We start from the raw sequence: 23,559 nt of genomic DNA on the forward strand, positions 1-23,559 counted from the left end.
CTACACTTGCAATAAGAATAAGCTTTTTTTTAGGGTTGGACATAGATTTTCCTCCAAACAAACGATTAATTAATTTTTCTTATAAAAAAATTACAAAATATACTTGCTCAAATCTAAATTCTCAACTACATCGGCAACTTTTTGCATTGCATAGGCGTCGTCTACAGTTATATCATTGTTTTGAACATCTGGTGCTTCGAACAGTATGTCTTCCAAAACTTTTTCAATAAGTGTGTGAAGTCTTCTTGCACCAATATTTTCATTTTTTTCATTGAAATATTCAGCTAATTCTGCAATCTTTTCTATTGCATCATCTGTAAAAGTTAAATTAATATCTTCTGTTTTTAATAATTCAATATATTGCTTAATTAAAGCGTTTTTTGGTTGGGTTAGAATTTTGTAAAAATCATCTTTAGTTAATGCTTGTAATTCAACACGTATAGGAAATCTTCCCTGCAATTCTGGTATTAAGTCACTTGGTTTAGTTTGATGGAAAGCACCAGCAGCTATAAATAAAATGTGATCGGTTTTAATAACTCCTATTTTTGTATTTATTGCGCTACCTTCGATAATAGGAAGCAAATCCCTTTGCACGCCTTCTCTTGAAATATCAGGTCCACCGCCCGCAGTTTTACCTGTAATTTTATCAATTTCGTCAATAAACACTATACCCATACTACTAACAAGTTCTCGTGCTATTTCTTTTACTTTCTCTTTGTCAATAAGATTTTGAGCTTCTTCTTCTTTTAGTATTTTTTTCGCTTCCTTAATGGTAACCTTTTTAGTTTTCTTTTTTGAAGGCATCATATTTGAAAGCAGATTCTTTAAATTTGAATCAAAATCTTCCATCATTGGTTGAGAAATTTCAATAAATGGTATCTGCATAGACACATCTTTTTCTTCTATTGTTATTTCTATAATTTTATCGTCAAACTCTCCATTTTCTAATTTTTCACGGAATTTTTCTCGTGTTTTTTTGATTCCTTCTTCTTCGTCACGATTTTCTTCATAAATGGAAATCTTTTTTTTAACGGGGGGTACTAAAATATCCAGTATCCTCGATAATGCTATTTTTTCGGCCTGGGAATCAACTTTTTCTAATTCTTGAGCTTTGGCTGTTTCATAACCAACACTAGCTAAATCTCTGATAATTGATTCAACATCTCTTCCTACATAGCCAATTTCTGTAAATTTTGTTGCTTCAACCTTAACAAATGGCGCATTGACAATCTTTGCCACACGTTTTGCAATTTCGGTTTTTCCAACACCAGTAGGTCCAATCATAAGTATGTTCTTTGGTATTACATCTTCTTTAATATCATCGGGTAATTTGCTTCTTCTGTACCTTGACCTTAAAGCAATAGCAATGGCTTTTTTTGCTTGAGCCTGTCCAACTATATATTTATCTAAAAATTCAACTATTTTTTTTGGCGTTAATTCTTTTAAATCATTTTTCATTTTCTCTCCAGTTTATCAACTATAATATTTTCATTTGTATAAATACATATAGAAGATGCAATCTTTAGCGATTCTAGTGCAATTTGGTTTGCATTCAAATTAGTGTTATTTAGTAAAGCTTTTGCAGCAGCCAAAGCGTAAGACCCGCCAGAACCAATTGCACAAACATTTTCATCAGGTGATATTACATCTCCGTTTCCTGATATCAAATACATACTATCTATATCACATGCAATAAGCATCGCTTCCAAACGGCGCAATATTTTGTCCGTTCGCCAATCTTTTGTAAGCTCAACTGCAGAACGAGTTAAATTTCCACTGTATTTATTAAGCTTCTCCTCAAGCCTCTCAAACAACGTAAAAGCATCAGCACTTGCACCAGCAAAACCTACTAATATGCTATCATTGTAAAGCCTTCTAATTTTTTTTGCCTTGGCTTTCATTACGGTATTTCCTAGCGTAACCTGACCATCGCCTGCTATTGCTACCATGTTGTCTTTTTTTACAGCAATGATTGTTGTCGAATAAAATTGTTGCATCTTACTTACCTTGCGTTACAACTTTTGATTTTCTTATCAAAATAGGTTCTTTTGCTTCTTCAACAGTTTCTTTTGTAATAATACATTCTTTAATTTCGTGTTTAATAGAGGGCACTTTATACATTATGTCATTCATTACTTCTTCCATAATGCTACGCAAACCCCTTGCACCGACTTTGCGCTCCAATGCTTTTTTTGCAATTGACCTTAATGCCTCATCTTGTATTGTTAGCCTTACATGCTCAAGATCAAACAACTTTTGATACTGTTTGATAAGTGCATTTTTTGGCTCAGTAAGTATTTTAATTAGCTCATTTTCTTTCAAATCTTCTAATGTAGCTGTGACATGTAATCTGCCTACAAGTTCTGGTATAAGACCGTAGCGTACTAAATCTTGCGGTGTTACATTTTGCAATAGTTCCGATACATTTAAATTTTCTTGAGACTTAATCGGATTGTTAAACCCTATGCTTTTCTGGTTGAGTCTACGCGCTACAATATCAGCCAATCCTTCAAATGCACCACCACATATAAATAGAATGTTTGTTGTATCTACTTGAATAAATTCCTGCTGAGGATGTTTTCTACCACCATATGGCGGTACATTAACAATACTACCTTCAATAAGTTTGAGTAAAGCTTGTTGGACACCTTCACCTGATACATCTCTTGTAATTGATGGGTTTTCGCTTTTTCTAGAAATTTTATCAATCTCATCAATATATACAATACCTTTTTGTGCAAGGGCTACATTGTAATCAGCAGATTGCAACAATCTTACTAAGATATTTTCTACGTCTTCTCCTACATAACCAGCTTCAGTTAAACTTGTAGCATCGGCAATTGCAAATGGAAGGTTTAAAATTTTTGCAAATGTTTTAGCAAGAAGAGTCTTACCTGTGCCTGTTGGGCCTATAAGCAAAATATTGCTTTTTTCGAGTTCAACATCCGAGTTTAGTAGATTTTGGTTTGAGTTTATGCGTTTATAGTGATTGTAAACTGCAACGGATAATGTCTTTTTTGCTCTTTCTTGAGAAATTATATACTCGTCAAGCTTTCTCCTAATTTCATCTGGAGTAAGATTATTTCTTTGAGTGTCTTCGCTTTCTTTTTTTACATCTTCTGCTAGTATATTATTGCACAATGCAACACATTCATCGCAAATATAAACACCAGGACCTGCTATTAATTTTTTTACCTCATCTTGAGACCGACCACAAAATGAACATCTCAATGGCTCTTTGGCTTTTGCCATAATTATTTTTCTCCTACTTCTCTTTTTTGAAACACTTTATCTATTATGCCATACTCAAGTGCTTCTTGCGCGCTCATAAAATAATCCCTTTCTGTGTCTTTTTCAATAGTACGAACCTGTTTATTTGTATGTTTGCTGAGAATGCTATTCAATTCCTTTTTTAATCTAAGTATTTCTTTTGCATGAATCTCAATTTCACTTGCCTGCCCCTGTACACCGCCTAAAGGCTGGTGTATCATTATTCTACTATGAGGCAAAGCGTATCTTTTGCCTTTTGTCCCAGCTGCCAAAAGCACAGCTGCCATTGAAGCACAGCTGCCAATGCAAATTGTTGACACCTCTGGTTTAATATATTGCATTGTATCGTATATTGCAAGTCCACTTGTAATAATACCACCCGGAGAGTTAATATATAAGTATATATCTTTATCAGGGTCTTCTGATTCTAAAAACAGCAATTGGCTAACTATTATATTTGCAAGGTAATCATCAATTTCACCGCCAAGCATAATTATTCTATCCTTTAAAAGTCTTGAATAAATATCGTAGGCTCTTTCACCATGTGGCGTTTTTTCTATTACTATTGGAACTAAACTCATACTGCTTCCTCTTTAACAGCATTTTCAAGCAAAAAATCCAAAACCTTATCACTTAATAAATCAACTTTTATCAAAGGTAGCATGCCTTTTTCTTCATATTCTTTATAAAGCTGTTCAAAATTTTTTCCACTTATATTTGCTTCTTTTTCTATAGCATTTCTTATCTCTTCACCACTTACATCCATTTTTTCTTTTTCTGCTATCTCCAATAATAAAAATGTTGCTTTCACACGTTTAATCGCTTCTGGTTCAAAGCGTTCTCTAAGTTTGGCTGGTTTATACTCATCTTGTTTTAAGTCAACACCTCTATAATATGCATCTTTGACAAATTCCATTATCAAATTGCTAGTTTCCTTACTAACAACAGTCTCTGGTAATTCGAAATCGTGAATCTTAAGCAAATCTTCCAATAATTCTTCTTTTTGCCTTTCTATTTCCTGGAGTCTCTTGTTCTCTAATAATCTTTTCTTTATATCATCTATAAGGTCATCTAAATTTTGAAAATCTTTATTTATTTTTTTTGCAAGCTCATCATTTAATTCTGGCTCTATAACCTTTTTTACACTCTTAATTGAGATTGTCAACTCAACCGTTTTGCCAGCAATAGATTTTAAAGAATGCTCTTTTGGGAATGTTATTTCAACAGTTTTTTCTTCATTTTCGGACATTCCAATTATTTCTTTTTCAATTTCTTGTATAAGCTGATTAGCGCCAAGTTGTGCATACAAATTGACACCGCTTAAATCTTTCAATTCTTCATTAGTTTGAGTATCTTTAGCTTGAATGTCAAACACAACAACATTGTTTTCTTGAGCTTTTTCTTGAGTATCTTCTAGTGAGCTAAATGCACTTTTCAACTGTTTTAAGGATTTATCTATATCTTCTTGAGTTACTTCATATGGTTTTTGTGTAATTTTTATGCTTTTATATTCTTTTAAATTAATTTCTGGTTTCACTTCCACTTCAACTTCAAAATAAAACCCATCATCGCTAAAATCTTTAATATTTAAAAAAACTGGTTCTGATACAACCGAAAAGTTGTTTTCTGAAACACAAAAACGATAACCTTCTTCTAGCAAATCTTTCTTTATATCCTCATCTATATCCTTACCGTAGTTTTTTAAAATAATTTCTCTTGGAACTTTACCCTTCCTAAATCCCTTGATGTTTACAGTCTTTTTAAGGTGGTTTACAAAATCTTCTTTTGTCTTTTGAACTTTCTCTATTGGAACCTTTATAAACATCTTCCTTTTAGATGGCTGGACTTTTTCAACTTTTACTTCAAACATTTGACCTCCAAAAATTAACGCGCTTTTTTGAATATAACAAATACTACGCTATTTTTCAAATTTAATTTTTTGCAAAGTACTTTGATTTTGATATACATTTAACTTGACTTTTTTGTATAAAGTTATATATTGAAGTTTAGCTTGGTTTTCCCCCTCTTTTAAGGCGTGAAAAGTGTTCCCCCTCATAAACTTTTCACGCCTATTCTGTATTGTTTTCACTTAACATTATAAAACTTGAAAAATTAAAGCTAAAATTGTAATATTTGCAAGTTATGAGTTTTGAATCGCTAATTGGTAGAAAAAAATTATTAACTATAGAATTTAATCCACCTAAAAACCCTGATATACAAAAATACATTTTAAAACTTGAGCAATTTAAAAACATTGCAGATGCTATTAATGTGACAGATTCTCCAATGGCAAAGCCACGGATGAATTCAATTGTATCCGCAAATTTTATTAAAAACATAAGCGAACCTATCTTTAACCTGACATGCAGAGATAAAAATAAAATTGCAATTCAATCAGATTTACTGGCAGCAAGTGCTTTAGGTTTAAAAAATATTTTAGCTATTACCGGTGATCCTACAAAAGATAATGATAGTGTATATAAAATCAATGTATTTGAATTAATTAAATTAATACAAAGCTTAAATGAACAATTCAATACTGATTTTTTTATTGGATGTGCAAGCGACATACCAAAAACAAACAATATACCTTCAATAAAGTCAAGACTCAAAAGAAAATCTGAAATAGGCGTAAAATTTGTTATCACACAACCAATATTTTCAAAAAATGACCTGGAAAGATTTTTAGAAGCATCTGAAAATATAAACATACGTAAAATAATTGGTATTATGCCAATTTTAAGTTATAAAAGTGCCTTATACCTAAACAATTTTGTAAAAGGCATTGATATACCACAACCAGTAATCTCAAAATTTGAAAATGCTTCGAAAGAAGACTCAAAGTTGGTTGCTATTGGCTTAATAGAAAAATTACTTGAGGATATTAACAGTTTGTTGCCATATGTTGAAGGCTTGCATATAATGAAGCTAGACTATGAAATTGCAAATTTAATAAAAAAATACCTGGAGGTTTCATGAATATTTTTGATGAAGATTTAGAACCTGTAAAAGAACCAACCGAAGAAGATGTTACAGAAGCAATCAAAATGATACTTGACAAGGCACCTAAATGGACAATTATTGAAGAACTTGAAGAAATTGCAGAGTATATTTTAATACTAGAAAAAGCTTTACAAAAAAATAATATAGTGGTTGATAAAGATGATATGAATAAAATTAAGTTTGAAGATGAAGAAGAGTTTAAAAAAGAAAAAAAATGGTTATTGCTACATTTTGTTGGTAAAATAATCAAAAAAGAGGGGCCGTAGATGTCAATTATTTGTGATTTAGAAATCATTGAAAGAGCCAAACACGGTATGATAGAACCATTTGCTGAAACTCAAATAAAAGAAGTAAACGGAAGTAAAGTTATCTCTTACGGCGTATCAAGCTACGGTTATGATATGCGCATCTCAAATGAGTTTAAAATCTTTACCAATGTAAACAATTCTATCGTTGACCCCAAAAGCTTTGATGAGAAAAGCTATGTAGACTTTGTTGGCAATGTGTGTATAATCCCGCCAAATAGTTTTGTCTTGGCAAAAAGTGTAGAGTATTTTAGGATACCACGAGACATTCTAACTATTTGTGTAGGCAAATCCACTTACGCAAGGTGCGGTATAATAGTCAATGTAACACCCTTTGAACCAGAGTGGGAAGGCTATGTTACAATCGAAATATCAAACACTACGCCACTGCCAGCCAAAATATATGCTAATGAAGGTATTGCCCAGGTGATATTCCTAAAAGCAGATAGTATATGCCAAGTTAGTTATGCAGACAAAGGCGGTAAGTATCAAAAACAAACAGGCTTAACGTTGCCTAAAATGTAGAAGAAAAAGAGAGGAGTTTTTATGTCTGGACACAATAAATGGAGTACAATTAAGCACAAAAAAGCAAAAGAAGATAGCAAACGAGGCGCAGTATTTACAAAAATTATTAAAGAGCTTACGATAGCAGCAAGACTTGGCGGAAAGGATATTGATTCTAACCCTAGATTAAGATTAGCAGTAGATCGCGCAAAAGAAGCAAACATGCCCAAGCAAAACATTGAAAAAGCTATTTTAAAAGGATCTGGAGAGTTATCTGGAGTTGTATATGAAGAAGTTTTGTATGAAGGCTATGGCCCATACGGAGTCGCTATGATAATAAAGTCAACAACAGATAACAGACAACGCACAACATCAAGTATCAGACATATTTTAAGTAAACACAACGGTAGTTTAGGCGAAGTGGGGTGCGTTTCCTGGATGTTTGATAATGTAGGCTATATTGCGCTAAAATCTGATAAAAGCGAAGAAGAAATGTTTGAAATAGCGCTTGAGCTTGGCGCTAAAGATGTAAAATATAACACTGAAGACAATATTTATGAAATTACAACGGAGCCAAAAGACTTAATGAGCATAAAAGCTAAGTTGGAGCAAAAAGGGTTTAATATTGACAATGCGGAATTAACCCTCTTGCCTCAAACAACTGTTAAACTGGATAAAGAACAAGCTAAAAATATGATAAAGTTAATGGATTCTTTAGAAGACGATGATGATGTGTCAAATGTTTATGCAAACTTTGATATACCAAACGAAATCCTAGAAGAGATTGAATGAGTGAAAAATTTTTTGGTATTTTGAAAAGCAATGACCCATTGTTTTTTTATCTAAATAAAATTAAAGAGCTAAAATTACATAATTTTGTACCTGTAGATTTTTATTTGGTCCAATCCTTTTCAAATACAAAAAAAAATGTTTATAAATACACATCAAACTTTGATGGTACAACATTTGTAGTTAAATTCTTTGGAAATTCTGTAACGAACAATAAAGAAATAGCTAAAAAAAGATTGCTGTGGGAATTTAATAAGTTAAAATATTTTCAGATCTGTTCAAATCAAGAAATAAAAATTATTAATCCATATTGTTATTTAGTAAATGTTGATTGTGCTTTAGTTGAACCTTATATAGATGGTAAAACATTAGATTATTACATCAAATATGCCATAACAAATAATAAAAAGGATAAACTTCAAAAAAAAATATATTTACTTGCCAAACTTTTAAATTGTATACACAAAAGCTTAACACAAAAACATTACGATCTGTCAGTAGAAAAAAATTACTGCTCAAAAATTCTTAATACACTATACAAAGATAAGTTAATTGATAAACATAAATTATTAAATATTAAAAATATCTGTAAAAACGGATTTTCGAATATTATAACAAACGCTTCAAATGTTCATGGAGATGCCACAACAACAAATTTTATATACTCAAATGGTGCTATTTATGCCATTGATATGGAAAAATCTAAAATAGCTTCTGTTGAGTTAGATTTAGGCTTTATTGTAGCAGAGCTTAAACACCACTTTATGTTATTTGGCTTACAAGAACACGATGCGTCTGAGTATATTTCATATTTTCTTTATCAATATAGCCTATTATCTGGAAAAAGCTTAAGTTACCTTGAGCATAATTTAAAGTTTTTTATAGCATTAGGGCTATTTAGAATTGCGCGCAATTGGTATTTAGATAATAGTTACAGACGCTTGCTTATTGAAAAAGCAATTGATTTGATACAATGAAATACAAAAACATTTTTTTTGACTTATATGGAACGCTTATTGATATTAAAACAGATGATTACAAACCAGAAATCTTCTATCATTTATCAAATTTTTTAAATTACGAAGGTATAAGGGTTGAAAGAGAATTTTTTCAATCAAGATTCGAAGAAAACATAAAATATCAACTATCAATCTCTCAAGAAAAATATCCGGATGTTGATATCAAAAAAGCTTTTTATGATACGATTTTGAGTTTTGGCTACAATACCAGCGATTATCTTCTTGATACGATAATGAAAATATATAGAACCTTGAGTATATTAGAATTCAAGGTCTTTGATGATGTGCACAAAGTGCTTTCAAACTTAAAGAAAGATTATAATTTAGGCTTAATATCAGACGCACAAACAATTTTTTTATACAAAGAAATAAGCATACTGTCTTTAGAAAGCTATTTTTCAAGCATTACACATTCAAGTGTACTAGGTTTTAGAAAACCAGATGAGCGGATATTTAAAATTGCACTGGATAAAATCAATGCAAAAGCAAGTGAAAGTGTATATATTGGCGATAGTATAAAAAGAGATATAGGTTCAAAAAAAGCAGGCATGACATTTGTTTTAATCAAACGTGGAGAATCTATTTATGATAAGGAATCTGGTGAAGCTGACGTTGTGGTTAATACACTTGAAGAAGCCCAGCACTATATCAGGTCAAATATATGAATCTATTGGATTTTGCAGATATTAAATTAAAACAAAAAAAATTATTATTTGAACAGCTAAGATCGTTAAACAAAAAAACAAAAAGTGGCAGAAGCTTATTAAAAATACACTCAAAATGGGTAGATGAAGTCATTCAGGAATTTTACAAAAATTTTTCACAAAACACACAAAGCTGCATAATTGCACTGGGCGGATATGGCAGAAACCAACTTAACCCCTACTCGGATATTGATTTAATGATACTATACACAAAGCTTGATAATTCAATAGAAAAATTATCAAAAGACTTATCTGACCTATTATACAAGCTAGGCTATGATACATCTGTTATAGTAAGAACACTAAAAGATTGCTATGAACTTTCAAAAAAAGATGACACCATAAAAACATCTCTAATGGATAGTAAGTATGTATGTGGCAATCAAAAACTATTTTTGAGATACGAATTTATACTTAAAAAAATAATTGAAATGGACAAAGTTTCATATGTAAAAACAAAAATAGAATCCTATCAAATACGACACGCAAAGTATGGTAATACAGTGTTTGTTTTAGAACCAAATATTAAAGAAGGTGTTGGCGGACTTAGAGATTACCACAGTGTAGTATGGATTTATAAGGCTATTTTTAACACAAAAAACGCTCTTGACATGAAAAAACATAATTTAATGACAGACTTTGATTATGAAACACTTACATCTGCTCTTTATTTTTTATGGCGCTTAAGAAACGCAATGCATTTTGTAGCAAACGGCAAAAATGATATACTCTATTTAAACCTTAGGGAAGCTATTGCAAGCGAAATGCAAATCTACGCTTCATCATATTTTAGTGCCCAAGAAAGATTAATGAGAAAATATTATTATTACGCTAGAAAAATGCAAGATGTGTGCGAAAAACTCATAAATAAAGCTTCTATCTACATTAGCGAAAACAAAAATCCGGTAGTATTTGAAATAGATAGCAAAACCAAAGTGGTCAACAACCATATAGAGTTTTATGACGATCTTAATTTATACAATATTTTGATGCTTTTTTACTATTGTGTTCGCTATTGCGCAAACCTTTCCTTTGACAATATTTATTTAATAAACACAATAAACATATCCACTCAAAAAATTGATTCATTTGTTTTTAAATTATTTAGACTTATATTTTCTTACCCCAAACCCATATACAAGCAGATCTATCAAATGCACAAATCAAATTTATTAAACAAATTAATCCCGGAGTTTGGAAAAATTTATTGCTTGAGCGAGTACAGTATGTATCATAAATACACGGTAGATGAACATTCGTTGCAAGCGCTGTATTTTTTAGATGAACTTTTTGAAAAAGAAACCGATAGTCCTTTTATTATGAGACTTCAGCATATTTTTTTATCTTTAAATGAAAGGGATTTATTTTTACTCAGATTCGCTGTACTTTTGCACGATATCGGTAAGCTCAAAAAACAAAAACATGAAGTATTGGGTGCTGAAATGTCGCTTAAGATATCTGACAGATTTGGCTTAGGAAAAGAGCTAAAACAAGATCTCTATTTTTTGATTAAAAATCATTTGCTTATAAATAGAGTTATTTCATATCAGGATATTGATGATACAAAAACAGTTTTAAATGCACTAAATACAGTAAAAGACAAAAGAATGCTAAATTTGCTTTTATTGCTTACATATGCAGACATGAACGCAGTAAATGATAATGTTTGGAGTAAATGGAAAGAACAGTTGCTGGAAACACTATATATAAAATTGATACTATCACTTGAAAAAAAAGATCAAAACGAGTTAATTTTAACAGATGCAAAAAAAAAGAAAAAAACCATACTAAAACAAATTCAAGAAAAAGAAACGCTGGATTTTTTAAACCGCATACCAGAGAGTTTAATATTTGACATGGACGAACAAACTATCTTGCAATTACTAAAAACCTTTTCAAAGTCGCAAAAAAATAATTACTTTATGGTTGAACAAAAGGACGAGTATGCAAGATTGTTTGTGCTTGCCAAAGAAAAAATTGGGCTTATTAACAAAATAGCGGGCATAATGCTTTGCGCAAATGCCAGTATAATTTTGGGCAAAACTTACACTCTTGATAAAAATAATACAATTGTTGTTTTTACAACAAAAAATAAAGATTTGGATGAAAAGTATATTGAAGAGCTTTTTTTAAAATCTGAGCAAGATGAATCTTTTTTGGACGAATGTACTCGAAAAAATACAAATAAGTTTTTAAATAGATTGGAAAAAACAAAAATAGAAATGTCTATAAAACGAATAGAAGTAGAGGTTGATAATAATCAAAGCGATATATATACTGTTGTTAGAATTCATGCACCCGATAAATTAGGTCTTTTATACAATATTACAAAGGTATTTAAGGATCTGGAAATTTTTATTGGATCTATTATTATTGATACTAAGGGTGAAGTTGCTGTGGATACTTTTTATGTTTTGTCTTCGGGATTTAAAAAAATTTACGATAATAAATTTATCAACTTGCTTAAAGCAAGGCTTTACGAAATTTTATCTTAATTTATGGAAAAAGAAAAAGTTTCTGCCAAAAGCATAAAAGAAATTATAGATATAGGTCAAAATATAAATATAGAAATACTAAATGGTGATTACAAAGGTATTTATTATTCATATGTTTACGATGAAGATAATGAAGGTTTTTTAATATTGCTACCAACAGATAATCTTGGAAGGGTTGGCTTCGTAAAAAAAGGTGATACAATATCAATAAGTTGTATATCAAAAAAAAATATGAGAGTAGGATTTGATTCTAAAATATTACAAATCATAAAAGATAACGATAAAACATTATACAAAATTAGCAAACCAACAGAATTTTACAAATATGAATTTAGAGAAAACTTCAGAGTAGATGTCTTATTGAATGCAAAATTTTTTTATTACAATAGCAATAAACAACTTCAAACAAAACAAGCTTGGGTAATAAACCTCAGCGCATCCGGGGCAAAAATTTCACTAAATGAATTTTTTGAACTAAACAATACTATTATTGTAGAATTTACATTAGAAAATAAAGTATTTAATTTAAACGCTGTGATTGTGCGCAGATTACAAATTGATAAATCCACATATCATTATGGCATACGTTTTGAAGAAATAAACCAAAAAGATAAAGATTTTTTGATTAAGTATTGTTTAAAAAAACAAATGGAGTTTTTACGTATGCAAAGAGGTTAAAATGATAGAAACTATAAAGAGTTTAAAAATTGCTGTTGTTGGCGATGTAATGCTTGATCATTACATATTTGGAAATGTTGATAGAATTTCTCCTGAAGCACCCGTGCCTGTTTTAAATGTCAAAGACGAAAAGTTTTATTTAGGCGGTGCAGCAAACGTTGCAAAAAACCTAAAAGATTTAGGCATTGATGTATATCTGATTGGATGTGTTGGAAAAGATGATTCAGCAAATATTTTCAAAAAACTTTGTTCAAACGCTAATATCAATGCAAAACTTATACAAACAAATCATATAACGACTAAAAAAACACGCATTGTGGCACATTCTCAGCAAATTGTTAGAGTAGACAGAGAGCACAAGCAACCAATAGATCTAAAAACAAAAAATGAAATATTACAAGAAATAGATACTAACAACATGGATGCGATTATAATCTCAGACTATGGTAAAGGAGTAATCTCTGCTAAACTAATTGAAGACTTGCGTGAAAAATTTGATAAGTTCATTAGTGTGGATCCAAAAGTTAATCATACAAAAATGTATAAAAATGTTGATTTAATTACACCAAATTTAAAAGAAACCCAGGATATGAGTAAAGTTGAAATACAAAACGAAGATGATTTAAAAAAAGCGGTTAACGTTATAATGAAAAATACAAAATGTAAATATTTGCTTGTAACCCAGGGTGAAAATGGTATGACACTATTTTCAAACAATGGGTTATTGTATCATGAAAAGGCATTGGCTAAAGAAGTCTATGATGTAACAGGCGCAGGTGACACTGTAATTGCTGTTTCAACTATGTGTTTTGCTTTGGGATTAGAACCTATAAAGGCAGTTAAGATTTCAAGTATTGCAGCATCTATTGTTGTTGGAAAACGTGGCACATCAAGTGTTAAGCTCGATGAAATAAAAGAGTTTTTATGAATATAGCAGTTTTAATACCAGCAAGACTATCGTCAACGCGCTATCCCAAAAAACTTCTCGCTAAAGTAAAAGAAAAAACGGTAATAGAATGGACTTATTCGGGCGCTATAGAATCAAAAAAGGCTCAAATGTGCGCGGTATTGACAGATTCTTTAGAAATAAAAGAAACTATAGAAAAAATAAATGGAAAAGCATATCTTGTAGAGGGAGATTTTAACAGTGGCACCGATAGAATCGCTCACTATATAGCAGATAAAGACTATGATGTAATTGTTAATGTGCAAGGAGACGAACCACTAATAGAAGGTACTACAATAGATGCTTTGATTAATTTCTTTATTGAAAACAAACTTAAAATGGCAACTTTGGCTGTAAAATGTAATGAGTGCGCAAATAACATAAATGATGTTAAAGTTGTAGTTGACAAAAATAGTTTTGCATTATATTTTTCTCGCTCAAAAATACCATACAATGCAAACCCTTATAATTGCTACTTAAAACATATTGGAGTATATATATATGATAAAAGTACACTTTTATTTTTGCATAACCAAGAACCTACACCTTTAGAGCAGGCTGAGAAACTAGAACAGCTTAGAGCTTTGGAAAATTCTATTAAAATTGGCGTACTTACAACTTCTAAAAATTTTATCGGTATAGATACAAGAAAGGATTTAGAATTATTAGAACAGTATATAAATTCTATTCAGCCGTCATCTTTTTAAATAAATCTACCTCATATTTTGAACCTATAATAAGAGGTGTCCTATCATGCAATGTTTGGGGGATTTTGTCCAGTATATCAACCAAACCATCGCATGAAGCACCACCTGCGTGCTCAACAATATAAGAAAGGGGGAAAGCTTCGTACAACAATCTTAGTTTTCCTTTTTTATTTTTTTCATCTGCTGGATATAAAAATACACCGCCTTTTAGTAAATTTCTGTGAAAATCAGAAACAAGAGAACCTATATAACGCGATGTATAACCTTGATTCTTTAAAGTTTCAATATAGTCTTTTATCTTTTTATCCCATTTATTAGAATTTGCTTCGTTTACACTATAAATGTTGCCTTGTGGGGGTATTTTTATATCTGGATGAGACAACAAAAACTCACCAACACTTGGATCAAGTGTAAAACCATTTACACTTCCACCAGCACAATATACAAACATTGTAGAAGATCCATATACAACATATCCTGCAGCAATTAAATCCCTGCCCTTTTGTAATAAATTGTCTTGTAAAGAACACTCTTCTTCTTTTTTTCTAAAAATACCAAAAATCGTACCAATACTTACATTAACATCTATATTAGAAGAACCATCAAGTGGATCAAATACAACAACATACTTGCCTTTTTGGTACTTATCCGGTATTTCTATTGCAGTTTCAACTTCTTCAGATGCCATAACACACACTTTACCTATATGATCCAATGCTTCAATCATCTTTTGATTTGCAAACACATCGAGTTTTTGCTGAGTCTCACCAAAAATATTTTGTGTCTCTAAACTACCCAAAATATTTACCAGACCCGCTTTGTTTACTTCTCGTGCAATAATCTTTGAAGCAAATGCAATCTGCTCTAAAATAATTGTAAAATCACCTGTAGCTTCTTTAAATCTTCTTTGTTCTTCAAGTATAAACCTGCTTAAATTCATAAGCGCCATAGACTGCCTCCTTTACAAGTAAATAAATATCATAGACAAAATACCAACAACCAAACACATAAACAATACTGGCAAAATTGTTGCTTTTATAAATTGGGCTTCTTCTTTTCCACCAACACCAATCGTTGCTGCTGCATTTGTAATTTTTGACGGTGTGATAGCTGATGCTATGCCACCTCCTACAGCATGAGCCGCATAAATCCACATAAATGCATTTGCACCTACAGTTGATATTGTAGCTTCCCACTGAATTTTTGCAAACAAAACATTAGATGCAGTAGCGCTACCTCCAACAAATGCTCCAATTAAACCCAAAAACGGTGCAATTAATGGATAAAAAGATCCAAAACTTTTGGCAAAACTACTTGATATTATAATGTCCATATTGTTTTGAGTAAAGTTTGAAGATGGAATTAGTTTTGAACCAATAACATCCATACCAGACCATGCCATGATGTATGCAACGCTAAAAAACAAAGAGTATGCCAAAAATGGCCCCCAAATCCTTTTAAGCCAAAGCTTTGTAACCTTGTTTAATTGTTCTTTTGTGGGCTTTAAAATAAATATTGATAGTATACCAACAACCATAATCCAAAACCACACACTGGAAAGAATATTTAAATCTTCTCTTTTATCAGCAAAAATATGGATTATTTCGTAAGGATTTAATAAATTACTCAAATAAAGTTTTACAGAATGGACATTTACAATAAATGACAATAAAATAAGGATAATAAAAGGAGAAGCTGCAATAAATAGATCTTTTTGAAAAAAAGTCTGTCTTTGAGTAGAATTGGAGCCATTTTTATAATAAAAGTATACAAAAACCATAGTGGCAAGTCCTGATAATACACCTATAATTTCAACCGGCGCAATTCTTGACCACGCCAAAAATAAAGCAGTTAAAGATAATACCAGACCAGAAAGCGTCGCAGCAATCCAGTTCTTTTTTAACGCCTGCATTCCCCCAACGGTGTATAACATTAAAAATGCAAACAGCATAGAAACAAATGGCAAAAATGCCGTAATCTTGAATGTATAATCCCATATAAAACCAGATAAGCTATCAATACCAGGTGGTTTGATGCCAAAACTCATAGCGACCTTTGCAGGCAACGTAATGGGTATAGAAAATAACGCAAATGAAGTTAGTGGATCATAGCAAAGAATGCTTATTGCAATAGCTGCAACAGGACTGAACCCAAGGAGTCTAAATATTGGTGGAAACATAGCAGGTGTTACCATACCAAGAGCAGTTGATAAACTACCAAAACCCATACCTAAAAATAATGTTTGTTCTTCTTTGTTTTTAGTTATGCCTTTTATATAATCGATAATTTTAGATAAAGCTTTTGTTTCATTCATTAAAAAAATTAAAAACATGGTAAATGTAACAGCCAGAGAAATACCAAGCGCTTTTACAATACCCATTATTGTTGCGCCCCATACTACAGCATATGGTGTTTTAAAATAGTAAACAGCTATTGCAAAACAAAGCAACCAGCCAGCAACAGACACAAACGTACCAGAACGATTAAAAACAAGCATACCTGCCAACACAAGCAAAATAGGTAAAATGGCAAAAAGAAAGTCCATACCCCCTCCGCATTAATTATTTACAGATATGTTAATTAAAAATAAAAACATTGTCAAGAAAATGTAAAGTTATAATTTTAAATTACAAGATTTATAAACTAACTATAAAATTAAATACCTTCGTACTTTTCTACAATTTTGTTATCTTTATCAACTATAACAACTTTTGGTACAACTTTATCTGCTTCACTATCGTCTACCAGCCCAAAAGCTGCTATTATAATTTTATCACCTACAGCAACTTTTCGTGCTGCAGCTCCATTTAGGCAAATTACACCTGAGCCTTTCTTGCCTTTTATTGTGTAAGTTTGAAATCTCTCACCATTATCAATATTCCATATATGCACATACTCGTATTCTTTCATGTTTGCCGCTTCCATTAAATCTTCATCAATTGTTATGCTGCCTATATAATGCAAGTCTGCCTGAGTAACCGTAGCCCTATGAATTTTGCCAATAAGCATATTTCTAAGCATAATCCCCCCTTTAAATCCACATATTGTCAATTAGTCTAGTTTTTCCAAAAAACACTGCCAAAGATATCAAAGTTTTACCCAAAACTACATCTTTTAACTCACTCAAACAATCAGTTGAATTTATGCTGATGTAATCAATACGTGCTAAATCGTAAGAATTTATAACATCTTTCATATTCTTGATAATTGTTTGTGAATCATAAATTTTTGCATCTATTAACTCTTTTGCCTTATCAAGAGCTTTTTTTAAACAAACAGCTTGAGAACGCTCTTTAGCGTTTAAATAAACATTTCTTGAACTTAAAGCCAGACCATCAATATCCCTTTCAATTTCGCATGGTACAATCTCGACATCAAGATTCAAATCTTCAACCATTTTTTTAATAATTATTAACTGCTGGGCATCCTTTTTGCCAAAATATGCCCTAGTTGGTTTAATAATATTAAATAGTTTTAAAACAATTGTTGTTACACCTTTAAAATGAGTGGGGCGCGATTTTCCCTCAAGCGGTTTACTTAAAAAAGAAACCTCAACGTAAGTTTGATAATTTTGTGGATACATTACTTCATAGCCTGGGTAAAATATTACATCAACGCCATTTTGTTCACACAAAATTCTATCTTTCTCAAAATCTCTTGGGTATGTGTTAAAATCTTCATTTGGCGCAAATTGCAATGGATTTACAAAAATGCTAACTACTACAATATCATTTTGTGATCTAGCTTTTTTTATTAAAGATAAATGTCCATTATGTAAATAACCCATTGTAGGCACAAAACCTATGCTTTTTTTTGACAAAATTGAATTTTTGCTAAATTCTTTCATTTGATCAATAGTATGTATAACTTTACTCATATGAGTACTCCAATGATGGGAATTCGTTGTTTTTTACTTCTTTAATATAGTCTTTAATACCTTTTAGAGCATCTTGTTTTAATGACGCATATCTTTTAACAAATTTAGGTTTAAAATCATCAAAAAGCCCAAGCATATCATGAAAAACCAAAACCTGACCATCACAGTAAAGCCCAGCTCCAATACCAATTGTTGGAATTTTCAGTTTTTGAGTAATTTGACTTGCAAGTTCCAATGGTATAGCCTCTAAAACAATTGCAAAAGCTCCTGCTTGTTCTAAACTAAGCGCATCGTCAATAAGTTTTTGTGCCTGGTCTTTAGTTCTTGCTCGCACAGCATAAGAACCAAAAACATTGATAGACTGGGGTGTAAGCCCCAAATGACCAATAACTGGTATACCGCTTGAAACCAATTTATAAACAGTTTGAGCAAACTCTTCACCACCTTCGAGTTTTACACAATCACAAAGCGTTTCTTTCATTATTTTACCAGCGTTTTCTAATGCTTTTTCGGTTGATGCTTGGTAACTCATAAATGGCATATCAACTATTAATAACGCGTTGCTTACACCTTTTTTTACGATTTTGCCATGATAAATCATCTCATCTAAACTAACTGGCAATGTAGAACTATTTCCCTGCATAACCATACTTAGAGAGTCTCCAACGAGTATCGAATCAATACCAGCTTCATCTGCAATTTTTGCCTGGGTATAATCATAGGCTGTAATCATAGTTATTTTTTCTTTTGATTTCATACTTACAAACTTAGGTACCGTCATTTTCATAAACTTATCCTCCTTAAATAAAAAAAGCCCAAATGCATATTAAATGCATTTGGGCTTTTTATTCTAATTTGTTCGCTTAAAGCTCCCAAAGGAGTCTTTGTGCTATTTAACAAAAATTTAACCTCTTAACAAACAATTTTTATTGAGTCGCGACTTTCTTCGCGCTCAACAACTGTTTTTACGTATTCGCCTGAAATTTTTAAACTCTCATCAATCTCACTTAAAGCTACAAGCCAAAAACATCTATTTAGTAGATACCTATGTGGTATATTCAAAAAATCTCCTTTTATTATAATATCAGGAAATATTAAAATGTCAATATCGATATTTCTTGGACCCCATTTAATATCAGTTTGTCTGCCCATTTTTTTTTCGATTGACTTAATAAATATTAACAGTTCATAAGGCTCAAGCTCTGTTTCGATTTCTATGACTTGATTGTAGAAATTTTCTTGATTCTTGTAACCCCAGGGAGGACTTTCGTAAATATGTGAAAATTTTACAATTCTTATTTTGTTGTTTTGATTTATGAAGTCAACTGCTGTATTTATATTTTTTTTCCTATCTGCAATATTTGAGCCAAGCCCTAAAAAAACTTTTTTATATTTCATAATGACTTTATAGCATCAACTGCTTTTTGTATATTTGGGTTTGTTATGCTTATCCTAAAATAGCCTTCACCGTAGTCTCCAAAACCTACGCCTGGAGTTACCACAATACCTTTTTCTTCAAGTAATTTTTTAGTAAAGTCTTTAGAATTATAACCATGCGGTACTTTTACCCAAAAATAAAATGTAGCAAGTGGCTCCTCAAAATCAAAATTTGCTTTTCTTAGTGCTTGAGCCATCTGGTTTTTGCGCTCTTGAAAGATGTTTCTTATAGGTTCATTTAGCGATTTGTAGTTATTTAGGGCAAAAATGCCAGCTGTTTGCAATGCTCCAAACACACCTGAGTCTACATTTGTTTTAATTTTGGCCAGACCATAGATACCCTCTTTATTGCCTACAGCAAAACCTATCCTCCAGCCGGTCATGTTAAATGTCTTTGAAAAAGAATGTAGCTCAATGCCAACCTCTTTTGCTCCATCAATTTCCAAAAAACTCACTGGTTTGTAATTATCGTAATAAATTTCAGAATATGCATTATCTGATGCAACCAAAAAACCATATTTTAAAGCAAGTTCAACAACTCTATTGTAAAAATCTTTCGTGGCAATAGCGCTTGTTGGATTATTTGGATAGTTTATAAACATAATTTTTGTTTTATTCAACACGCTTTTATCAATTGCGTCCAGATCTGGTAAAAAGCCATTTTCTTTCAAAAGTGGCATCTTATAGACAGAACCACCAGCAAACATTGTGGCAGTAGCATAAACTGGATATCCTGGATCTGGTACAAGCGTATAATCGCCTTTGTCAACAAAAGCAAGTGGCAAATGAGCAATGCCTTCTTTTGAGCCAATTAGAGCAAGACACTCATTTTGTGGGTCTAAATCTACATTAAACCTATCTTTATACCAGTTTGCTACAGCTGCTCTAAACTCAAAACTTCCTTCGTATGAGGGGTACTGATGGTTTTGAGGATCCTCAAGGGCTTGTTTTGCAGCTTCAATAATTTCTTTTGGCGTTGGTATATCTGGATCACCTATGCCTAAATCAATAATCTCAACGCCTTTTTGCTTTACCTGTGTCTTTAGTTTATCAATTTCTGCAAACAGATAGGGTGGCAGTTTTTCAATCCTTTCTGAGAGTTTAAACATTTTTACTCCTTTACTGGATTTATTAATTTACCTATTTTTTCTATTTCGATCTCTATAACATCACCTACTTCAACGCCGCCAACACCGCTTGGCGTACCAGAAGCTATTAAATCACCCGGATATAATGTCATTATTTGGGATATAAATGAAACAAGCTCATACACATTAAATATCATATGTGATGTTGTAGAATTTTGCCTGATTTGCCCATTTACTTTTGTTGTAATTTTTAGATTCATAGGATCAACTTCAGTTTCGATAAAAGGACCAATTGGTGCAAATGTATCAAAACCTTTTGCCCTGGTCCATTGCCCATCAATTGATTGTAAATCTCTTGCTGTAACATCATTTATTATTGTATAGCCAAATATGTAATCTTTAGCTTGATCGACAGATACATTTTTACATACTCTGCCAATTACCACACCCAGTTCTCCTTCATAATCAACTCTTTTTGACATATGTTTGGGATAGATAATAGGTTCGTTTGGACCAATAACAGTACTTGAAGGTTTAATAAACATTTTAGGCACACTTGGCTTTTCATCTTTCATTTCCTGAATATGATCGTTATAATTAAGACCAATACCAATGATTTTTGAAGGTAAAACTGGTGGCAAAATTTTTATGTCATTTATGTTAGCTTCTTTAATAACTTCAAAATTGTTATACAAAAAATTATTTGACAAACACTTTACACTTTCATTTTCAAGCAACCCATAATACTCTTTGTTCTCATGATAACATCTCAAAAACTTCATAAACCCCCCAAAAAATTTTTAATAGTTTCGGCTCTATCGCCTTCTCTTAATATAACTTTATTTTCAAAATCTACAATAGTGGATGCTGTGTTTTTTGTTTTACCTGTTATAATAACATCAACAATACCAAAATAATGCTTTATCAATTCTTTTGAGTTATTAATTGGTTGTTTTTTTGAGATATTAACACTTGTTGAAGTTAGCGCAAAACGCTCTACAATTTTTTTAATATAAGGACCAAAGGCAAGACGATAAGCAGTTTTTCCATCCTTTGAAACATAAAAAGGCAAATTTATTTTATTTTTTAAAATTAAAGTAGCGCCTAAATTTAACAAATTCAAAGCTTCTTCATCCACGTACGCACTTTTTAAAACAAAATCAAGACTGCACAGTACTATTAGCGGATTTGATAAATCTCTTCTTTTTATCTTAAAAATCTTTTTGTTTGCGTAAGTATTAAATATGAATGCCCCAATACCATATATTGTATCTGCAGGGTAAATAACAACACCATTTTTAATGTTATATAAATACTTAAAAGCATCTTTATCTTTACATACAATTGTTTTCATAAAATTTTGTAAAATAAACAGTGAAATCTAAACCAGCTAGCTTTAGAGCTATAATCTGATACCCCAACCCAACTATAACTGCCTTTATAGAAATAATCAAACCTTCAACCGCCATGGTTAAAAGTCAAACCTTAATCACTTAACGAAACAAGTTTTATTGTTCACAATCATTATTTAAAACCTACATTTTTTAATTGTAAAACGAAAGCTATATCAAAATTTTCTGAGGAGATGGAATTATCTCTCATCTTGCAATCAAGTTTTTCTAACATATCAAAGACCTTACAATTTATTATGATTTTATTTTTAGAAACCTAAAAAGTTTGATACAATTCATTCCTATACCTCATTATACATTTTACCAAATTGGTAATTATATTGCAAACGCTTTACAAAAACTGCCAAATTAAACATTTTTAGTTAAAAAAATAATTGACATTTTTATTTAAAATGTATAAAGTAGTAATATAGATCTATAGAGGATTTGTTGAGAATTAAAATTGTTTTTGAGAGCCCAAAAAATATAGTTTTGCAAGTAGGGTTTAATTCTATTATTCAATGGTTTATTTATAGTAACATTAAAGATTCATGGCTACACGATATAGGTTTTAAATATGAAAAAAGACAATTTAAATTGTTTTCTTTTTCATCTTTTTTAGAAAAAGCTCAATTTATAAATGAAAAAAAATTATTCATTTTTCCAAAAATTGTAAGTTTTATATTTTCTTCACCGGTAGATTGGATAATAGAAAACCTAGCTTCAAAAAGCTTTACAACTAAAAAAATAAGTTTCTGGCAAAATGAATTATACCTATCAGAAGTTTCGGTATTAAAACCCCCACAAATTACACAAAATGAAATTAAAATTAGAGCTATTACACCCATAGAAGTTCACTCAACCTTTCAAATATATAAACAAAAGAAAACATACTACTATAATCCATATGAAAAAGAATTTTCTCTTTTAATTGCCAATAATGCAGCAAAAAAATGGGAAGCATTTTATAAAAAACCACTAGAATCAGAATTAAAATTAGAACCAATAGGTTTTAACAAAGAAAAAATTGTCAGATTTGGATCAAAAAATAGTTTAATAATAAAAGGTTGGACTGGTAATTTTAAGTTGCTTGCTGATTCTAAGATGTTAGGGTTTATTATTGATGCTGGTTTAGGTAATAGAAACAGCCAGGGTTTTGGAATGGTAGAAGTAATCCAATAATTTTTACTTAGGTTTTCTGAAATTTTTAAAATACGCTTCAGTGGAGGATTAATGATTGAAGCTGTTTATCAGATAGGTCTAACACAAAAAACTAAAGATTTTCTGGAAGAATTCATAGAAGACATTGGAAACAATTACAAACATGTTTTTAAAATAAAATTAAA

Annotated in this window: 26 protein-coding genes; 12 read left to right on the forward strand and 14 right to left on the reverse strand. The window is 31.1% G+C overall.

The genetic code is table 11. From position 1 onward, the window contains the following. Positions 1 to 90: 90 nt before the first annotated feature. From hslU to tig, 5 genes are read right to left on the reverse strand one after another with little or no spacing between them, the layout of a single operon-like run. Positions 91 to 1,458: an ATP-dependent protease ATPase subunit HslU gene (gene hslU, locus ACP5FO_RS06215; RefSeq protein ID WP_428109497.1), complete on the reverse strand. Its 1,368-nt coding sequence runs from the start codon at positions 1,456 to 1,458 to the stop codon at positions 91 to 93. After that, positions 1,455 to 1,997 (reverse strand): ATP-dependent protease subunit HslV, encoded by a 543-nt coding sequence (hslV, locus tag ACP5FO_RS06220; protein WP_428109501.1) that lies wholly within the window; start codon positions 1,995 to 1,997, stop codon positions 1,455 to 1,457. The genes hslU and hslV overlap by 4 nt, the downstream gene beginning before the upstream one ends. A 1-nt stretch (position 1,998) precedes the next feature. Then, on the reverse strand, positions 1,999 to 3,252 hold the full coding sequence (gene clpX / locus ACP5FO_RS06225) for an ATP-dependent Clp protease ATP-binding subunit ClpX (protein ID WP_428109509.1): 1,254 nt from the start codon (positions 3,250 to 3,252) through the stop codon (positions 1,999 to 2,001). A gap of 2 nt (positions 3,253 to 3,254) precedes the next feature. Further along, positions 3,255 to 3,851, reverse strand: coding sequence for an ATP-dependent Clp endopeptidase proteolytic subunit ClpP (clpP, locus tag ACP5FO_RS06230; protein ID WP_428109515.1), 597 nt, complete (start codon positions 3,849 to 3,851; stop codon positions 3,255 to 3,257). Beyond that, positions 3,848 to 5,140: a trigger factor gene (tig, locus tag ACP5FO_RS06235; protein WP_428109519.1), complete on the reverse strand. Its 1,293-nt coding sequence runs from the start codon at positions 5,138 to 5,140 to the stop codon at positions 3,848 to 3,850. Before tig ends, clpP begins: the two co-directional genes overlap by 4 nt. A 272-nt stretch (positions 5,141 to 5,412) precedes the next feature. On the opposite strand from tig, the gene ACP5FO_RS06240 reads away from it, so the two are divergent. The 10 genes from ACP5FO_RS06240 to kdsB are packed head-to-tail and all read left to right on the forward strand — an operon-like array spanning position 5,413 to position 14,420. Further along, on the forward strand, positions 5,413 to 6,249 hold the full coding sequence (locus ACP5FO_RS06240) for a methylenetetrahydrofolate reductase (RefSeq protein WP_428109523.1): 837 nt from the start codon (positions 5,413 to 5,415) through the stop codon (positions 6,247 to 6,249). Further along, positions 6,246 to 6,539 carry a hypothetical protein gene (locus tag ACP5FO_RS06245; protein ID WP_428109528.1) on the forward strand — a complete coding sequence of 98 codons (294 nt, stop codon included), beginning with the start codon at positions 6,246 to 6,248 and terminating at the stop codon, positions 6,537 to 6,539. The genes ACP5FO_RS06240 and ACP5FO_RS06245 overlap by 4 nt, the downstream gene beginning before the upstream one ends. Continuing rightward, positions 6,540 to 7,103, forward strand: coding sequence for a dCTP deaminase (gene dcd, locus ACP5FO_RS06250; protein ID WP_428109533.1), 564 nt, complete (start codon positions 6,540 to 6,542; stop codon positions 7,101 to 7,103). A gap of 21 nt (positions 7,104 to 7,124) precedes the next feature. Continuing rightward, a complete protein-coding gene (locus tag ACP5FO_RS06255; RefSeq protein ID WP_428109538.1) occupies positions 7,125 to 7,874 on the forward strand; it encodes a YebC/PmpR family DNA-binding transcriptional regulator in 750 nt (249 codons plus the stop codon). After that, positions 7,871 to 8,848, forward strand: a complete 978-nt coding sequence (locus tag ACP5FO_RS06260) for a hypothetical protein (RefSeq protein WP_428109542.1) — start codon at positions 7,871 to 7,873, stop codon at positions 8,846 to 8,848. The genes ACP5FO_RS06255 and ACP5FO_RS06260 overlap by 4 nt, the downstream gene beginning before the upstream one ends. Further along, positions 8,845 to 9,555, forward strand: a complete 711-nt coding sequence (locus ACP5FO_RS06265) for an HAD family hydrolase (protein WP_428109545.1) — start codon at positions 8,845 to 8,847, stop codon at positions 9,553 to 9,555. Before ACP5FO_RS06260 ends, ACP5FO_RS06265 begins: the two co-directional genes overlap by 4 nt. Further along, positions 9,552 to 12,089, forward strand: a complete 2,538-nt coding sequence (locus ACP5FO_RS06270; RefSeq protein WP_428109551.1) for an HD domain-containing protein — start codon at positions 9,552 to 9,554, stop codon at positions 12,087 to 12,089. The genes ACP5FO_RS06265 and ACP5FO_RS06270 overlap by 4 nt, the downstream gene beginning before the upstream one ends. 3 nt (positions 12,090 to 12,092) lie before the next feature. After that, on the forward strand, positions 12,093 to 12,767 hold the full coding sequence (locus tag ACP5FO_RS06275) for a flagellar brake protein (protein ID WP_428109556.1): 675 nt from the start codon (positions 12,093 to 12,095) through the stop codon (positions 12,765 to 12,767). Between the two features lies 1 nt (position 12,768). Further along, positions 12,769 to 13,695 carry a D-glycero-beta-D-manno-heptose-7-phosphate kinase gene (gene rfaE1 / locus ACP5FO_RS06280; protein ID WP_428109559.1) on the forward strand — a complete coding sequence of 309 codons (927 nt, stop codon included), beginning with the start codon at positions 12,769 to 12,771 and terminating at the stop codon, positions 13,693 to 13,695. Beyond that, positions 13,692 to 14,420: a 3-deoxy-manno-octulosonate cytidylyltransferase gene (gene kdsB, locus ACP5FO_RS06285; RefSeq protein WP_428109562.1), complete on the forward strand. Its 729-nt coding sequence runs from the start codon at positions 13,692 to 13,694 to the stop codon at positions 14,418 to 14,420. The genes rfaE1 and kdsB overlap by 4 nt, the downstream gene beginning before the upstream one ends. Here the strand turns inward: kdsB and fbp are convergent. From fbp to ACP5FO_RS06330, 9 genes are all read right to left on the reverse strand, one after another. Further along, positions 14,398 to 15,369: a class 1 fructose-bisphosphatase gene (gene fbp / locus ACP5FO_RS06290; RefSeq protein ID WP_428109568.1), complete on the reverse strand. Its 972-nt coding sequence runs from the start codon at positions 15,367 to 15,369 to the stop codon at positions 14,398 to 14,400. The two genes, kdsB and fbp, sit on opposite strands and share 23 nt — an antisense overlap. A 12-nt stretch (positions 15,370 to 15,381) precedes the next feature. Further along, positions 15,382 to 16,965, reverse strand: coding sequence for an L-lactate permease (locus tag ACP5FO_RS06295; RefSeq protein ID WP_428109573.1), 1,584 nt, complete (start codon positions 16,963 to 16,965; stop codon positions 15,382 to 15,384). 110 nt (positions 16,966 to 17,075) lie between these two features. Further along, positions 17,076 to 17,441, reverse strand: a complete 366-nt coding sequence (gene panD, locus ACP5FO_RS06300) for an aspartate 1-decarboxylase (RefSeq protein ID WP_291494440.1) — start codon at positions 17,439 to 17,441, stop codon at positions 17,076 to 17,078. Positions 17,442 to 17,451: 10 nt separating this feature from the next. Then, positions 17,452 to 18,297: a pantoate--beta-alanine ligase gene (gene panC / locus ACP5FO_RS06305; protein WP_428157196.1), complete on the reverse strand. Its 846-nt coding sequence runs from the start codon at positions 18,295 to 18,297 to the stop codon at positions 17,452 to 17,454. After that, complete coding sequence (gene panB / locus ACP5FO_RS06310; RefSeq protein ID WP_428157197.1) at positions 18,290 to 19,084, reverse strand: 3-methyl-2-oxobutanoate hydroxymethyltransferase; 795 nt, start codon at positions 19,082 to 19,084, stop codon at positions 18,290 to 18,292. The genes panC and panB overlap by 8 nt, the downstream gene beginning before the upstream one ends. Before the next feature lie 125 nt (positions 19,085 to 19,209). Continuing rightward, on the reverse strand, positions 19,210 to 19,695 hold the full coding sequence (gene folK, locus ACP5FO_RS06315; protein WP_428109597.1) for a 2-amino-4-hydroxy-6-hydroxymethyldihydropteridine diphosphokinase: 486 nt from the start codon (positions 19,693 to 19,695) through the stop codon (positions 19,210 to 19,212). Continuing rightward, positions 19,692 to 20,843, reverse strand: coding sequence for an LL-diaminopimelate aminotransferase (locus ACP5FO_RS06320; RefSeq protein WP_428103502.1), 1,152 nt, complete (start codon positions 20,841 to 20,843; stop codon positions 19,692 to 19,694). The genes folK and ACP5FO_RS06320 overlap by 4 nt, the downstream gene beginning before the upstream one ends. 2 nt (positions 20,844 to 20,845) lie before the next feature. Continuing rightward, positions 20,846 to 21,604 carry a fumarylacetoacetate hydrolase family protein gene (locus ACP5FO_RS06325; protein WP_272979463.1) on the reverse strand — a complete coding sequence of 253 codons (759 nt, stop codon included), beginning with the start codon at positions 21,602 to 21,604 and terminating at the stop codon, positions 20,846 to 20,848. After that, entirely contained in the window at positions 21,601 to 22,176 is a 576-nt protein-coding gene (locus tag ACP5FO_RS06330) for a Sua5/YciO/YrdC/YwlC family protein (RefSeq protein ID WP_428157198.1), read from the reverse strand. Before ACP5FO_RS06330 ends, ACP5FO_RS06325 begins: the two co-directional genes overlap by 4 nt. 487 nt (positions 22,177 to 22,663) lie before the next feature. On the opposite strand from ACP5FO_RS06330, the gene cas6 reads away from it, so the two are divergent. Both cas6 and ACP5FO_RS06340 read left to right on the forward strand, forming a co-directional pair. Further along, a complete protein-coding gene (gene cas6 / locus ACP5FO_RS06335) occupies positions 22,664 to 23,395 on the forward strand; it encodes a CRISPR-associated endoribonuclease Cas6 (RefSeq protein WP_428157199.1) in 732 nt (243 codons plus the stop codon). Between the two features lie 51 nt (positions 23,396 to 23,446). Next, positions 23,447 to 23,559, forward strand: a 113-nt coding sequence (locus tag ACP5FO_RS06340) for a TM1802 family CRISPR-associated protein (RefSeq protein ID WP_428109629.1), incomplete at its 3' end; no start/stop codon positions are given.

It is taken from the genome of Desulfurella sp., assembly GCF_049977265.1.
Classification (GTDB): domain Bacteria; phylum Campylobacterota_A; class Desulfurellia; order Desulfurellales; family Desulfurellaceae; genus Desulfurella.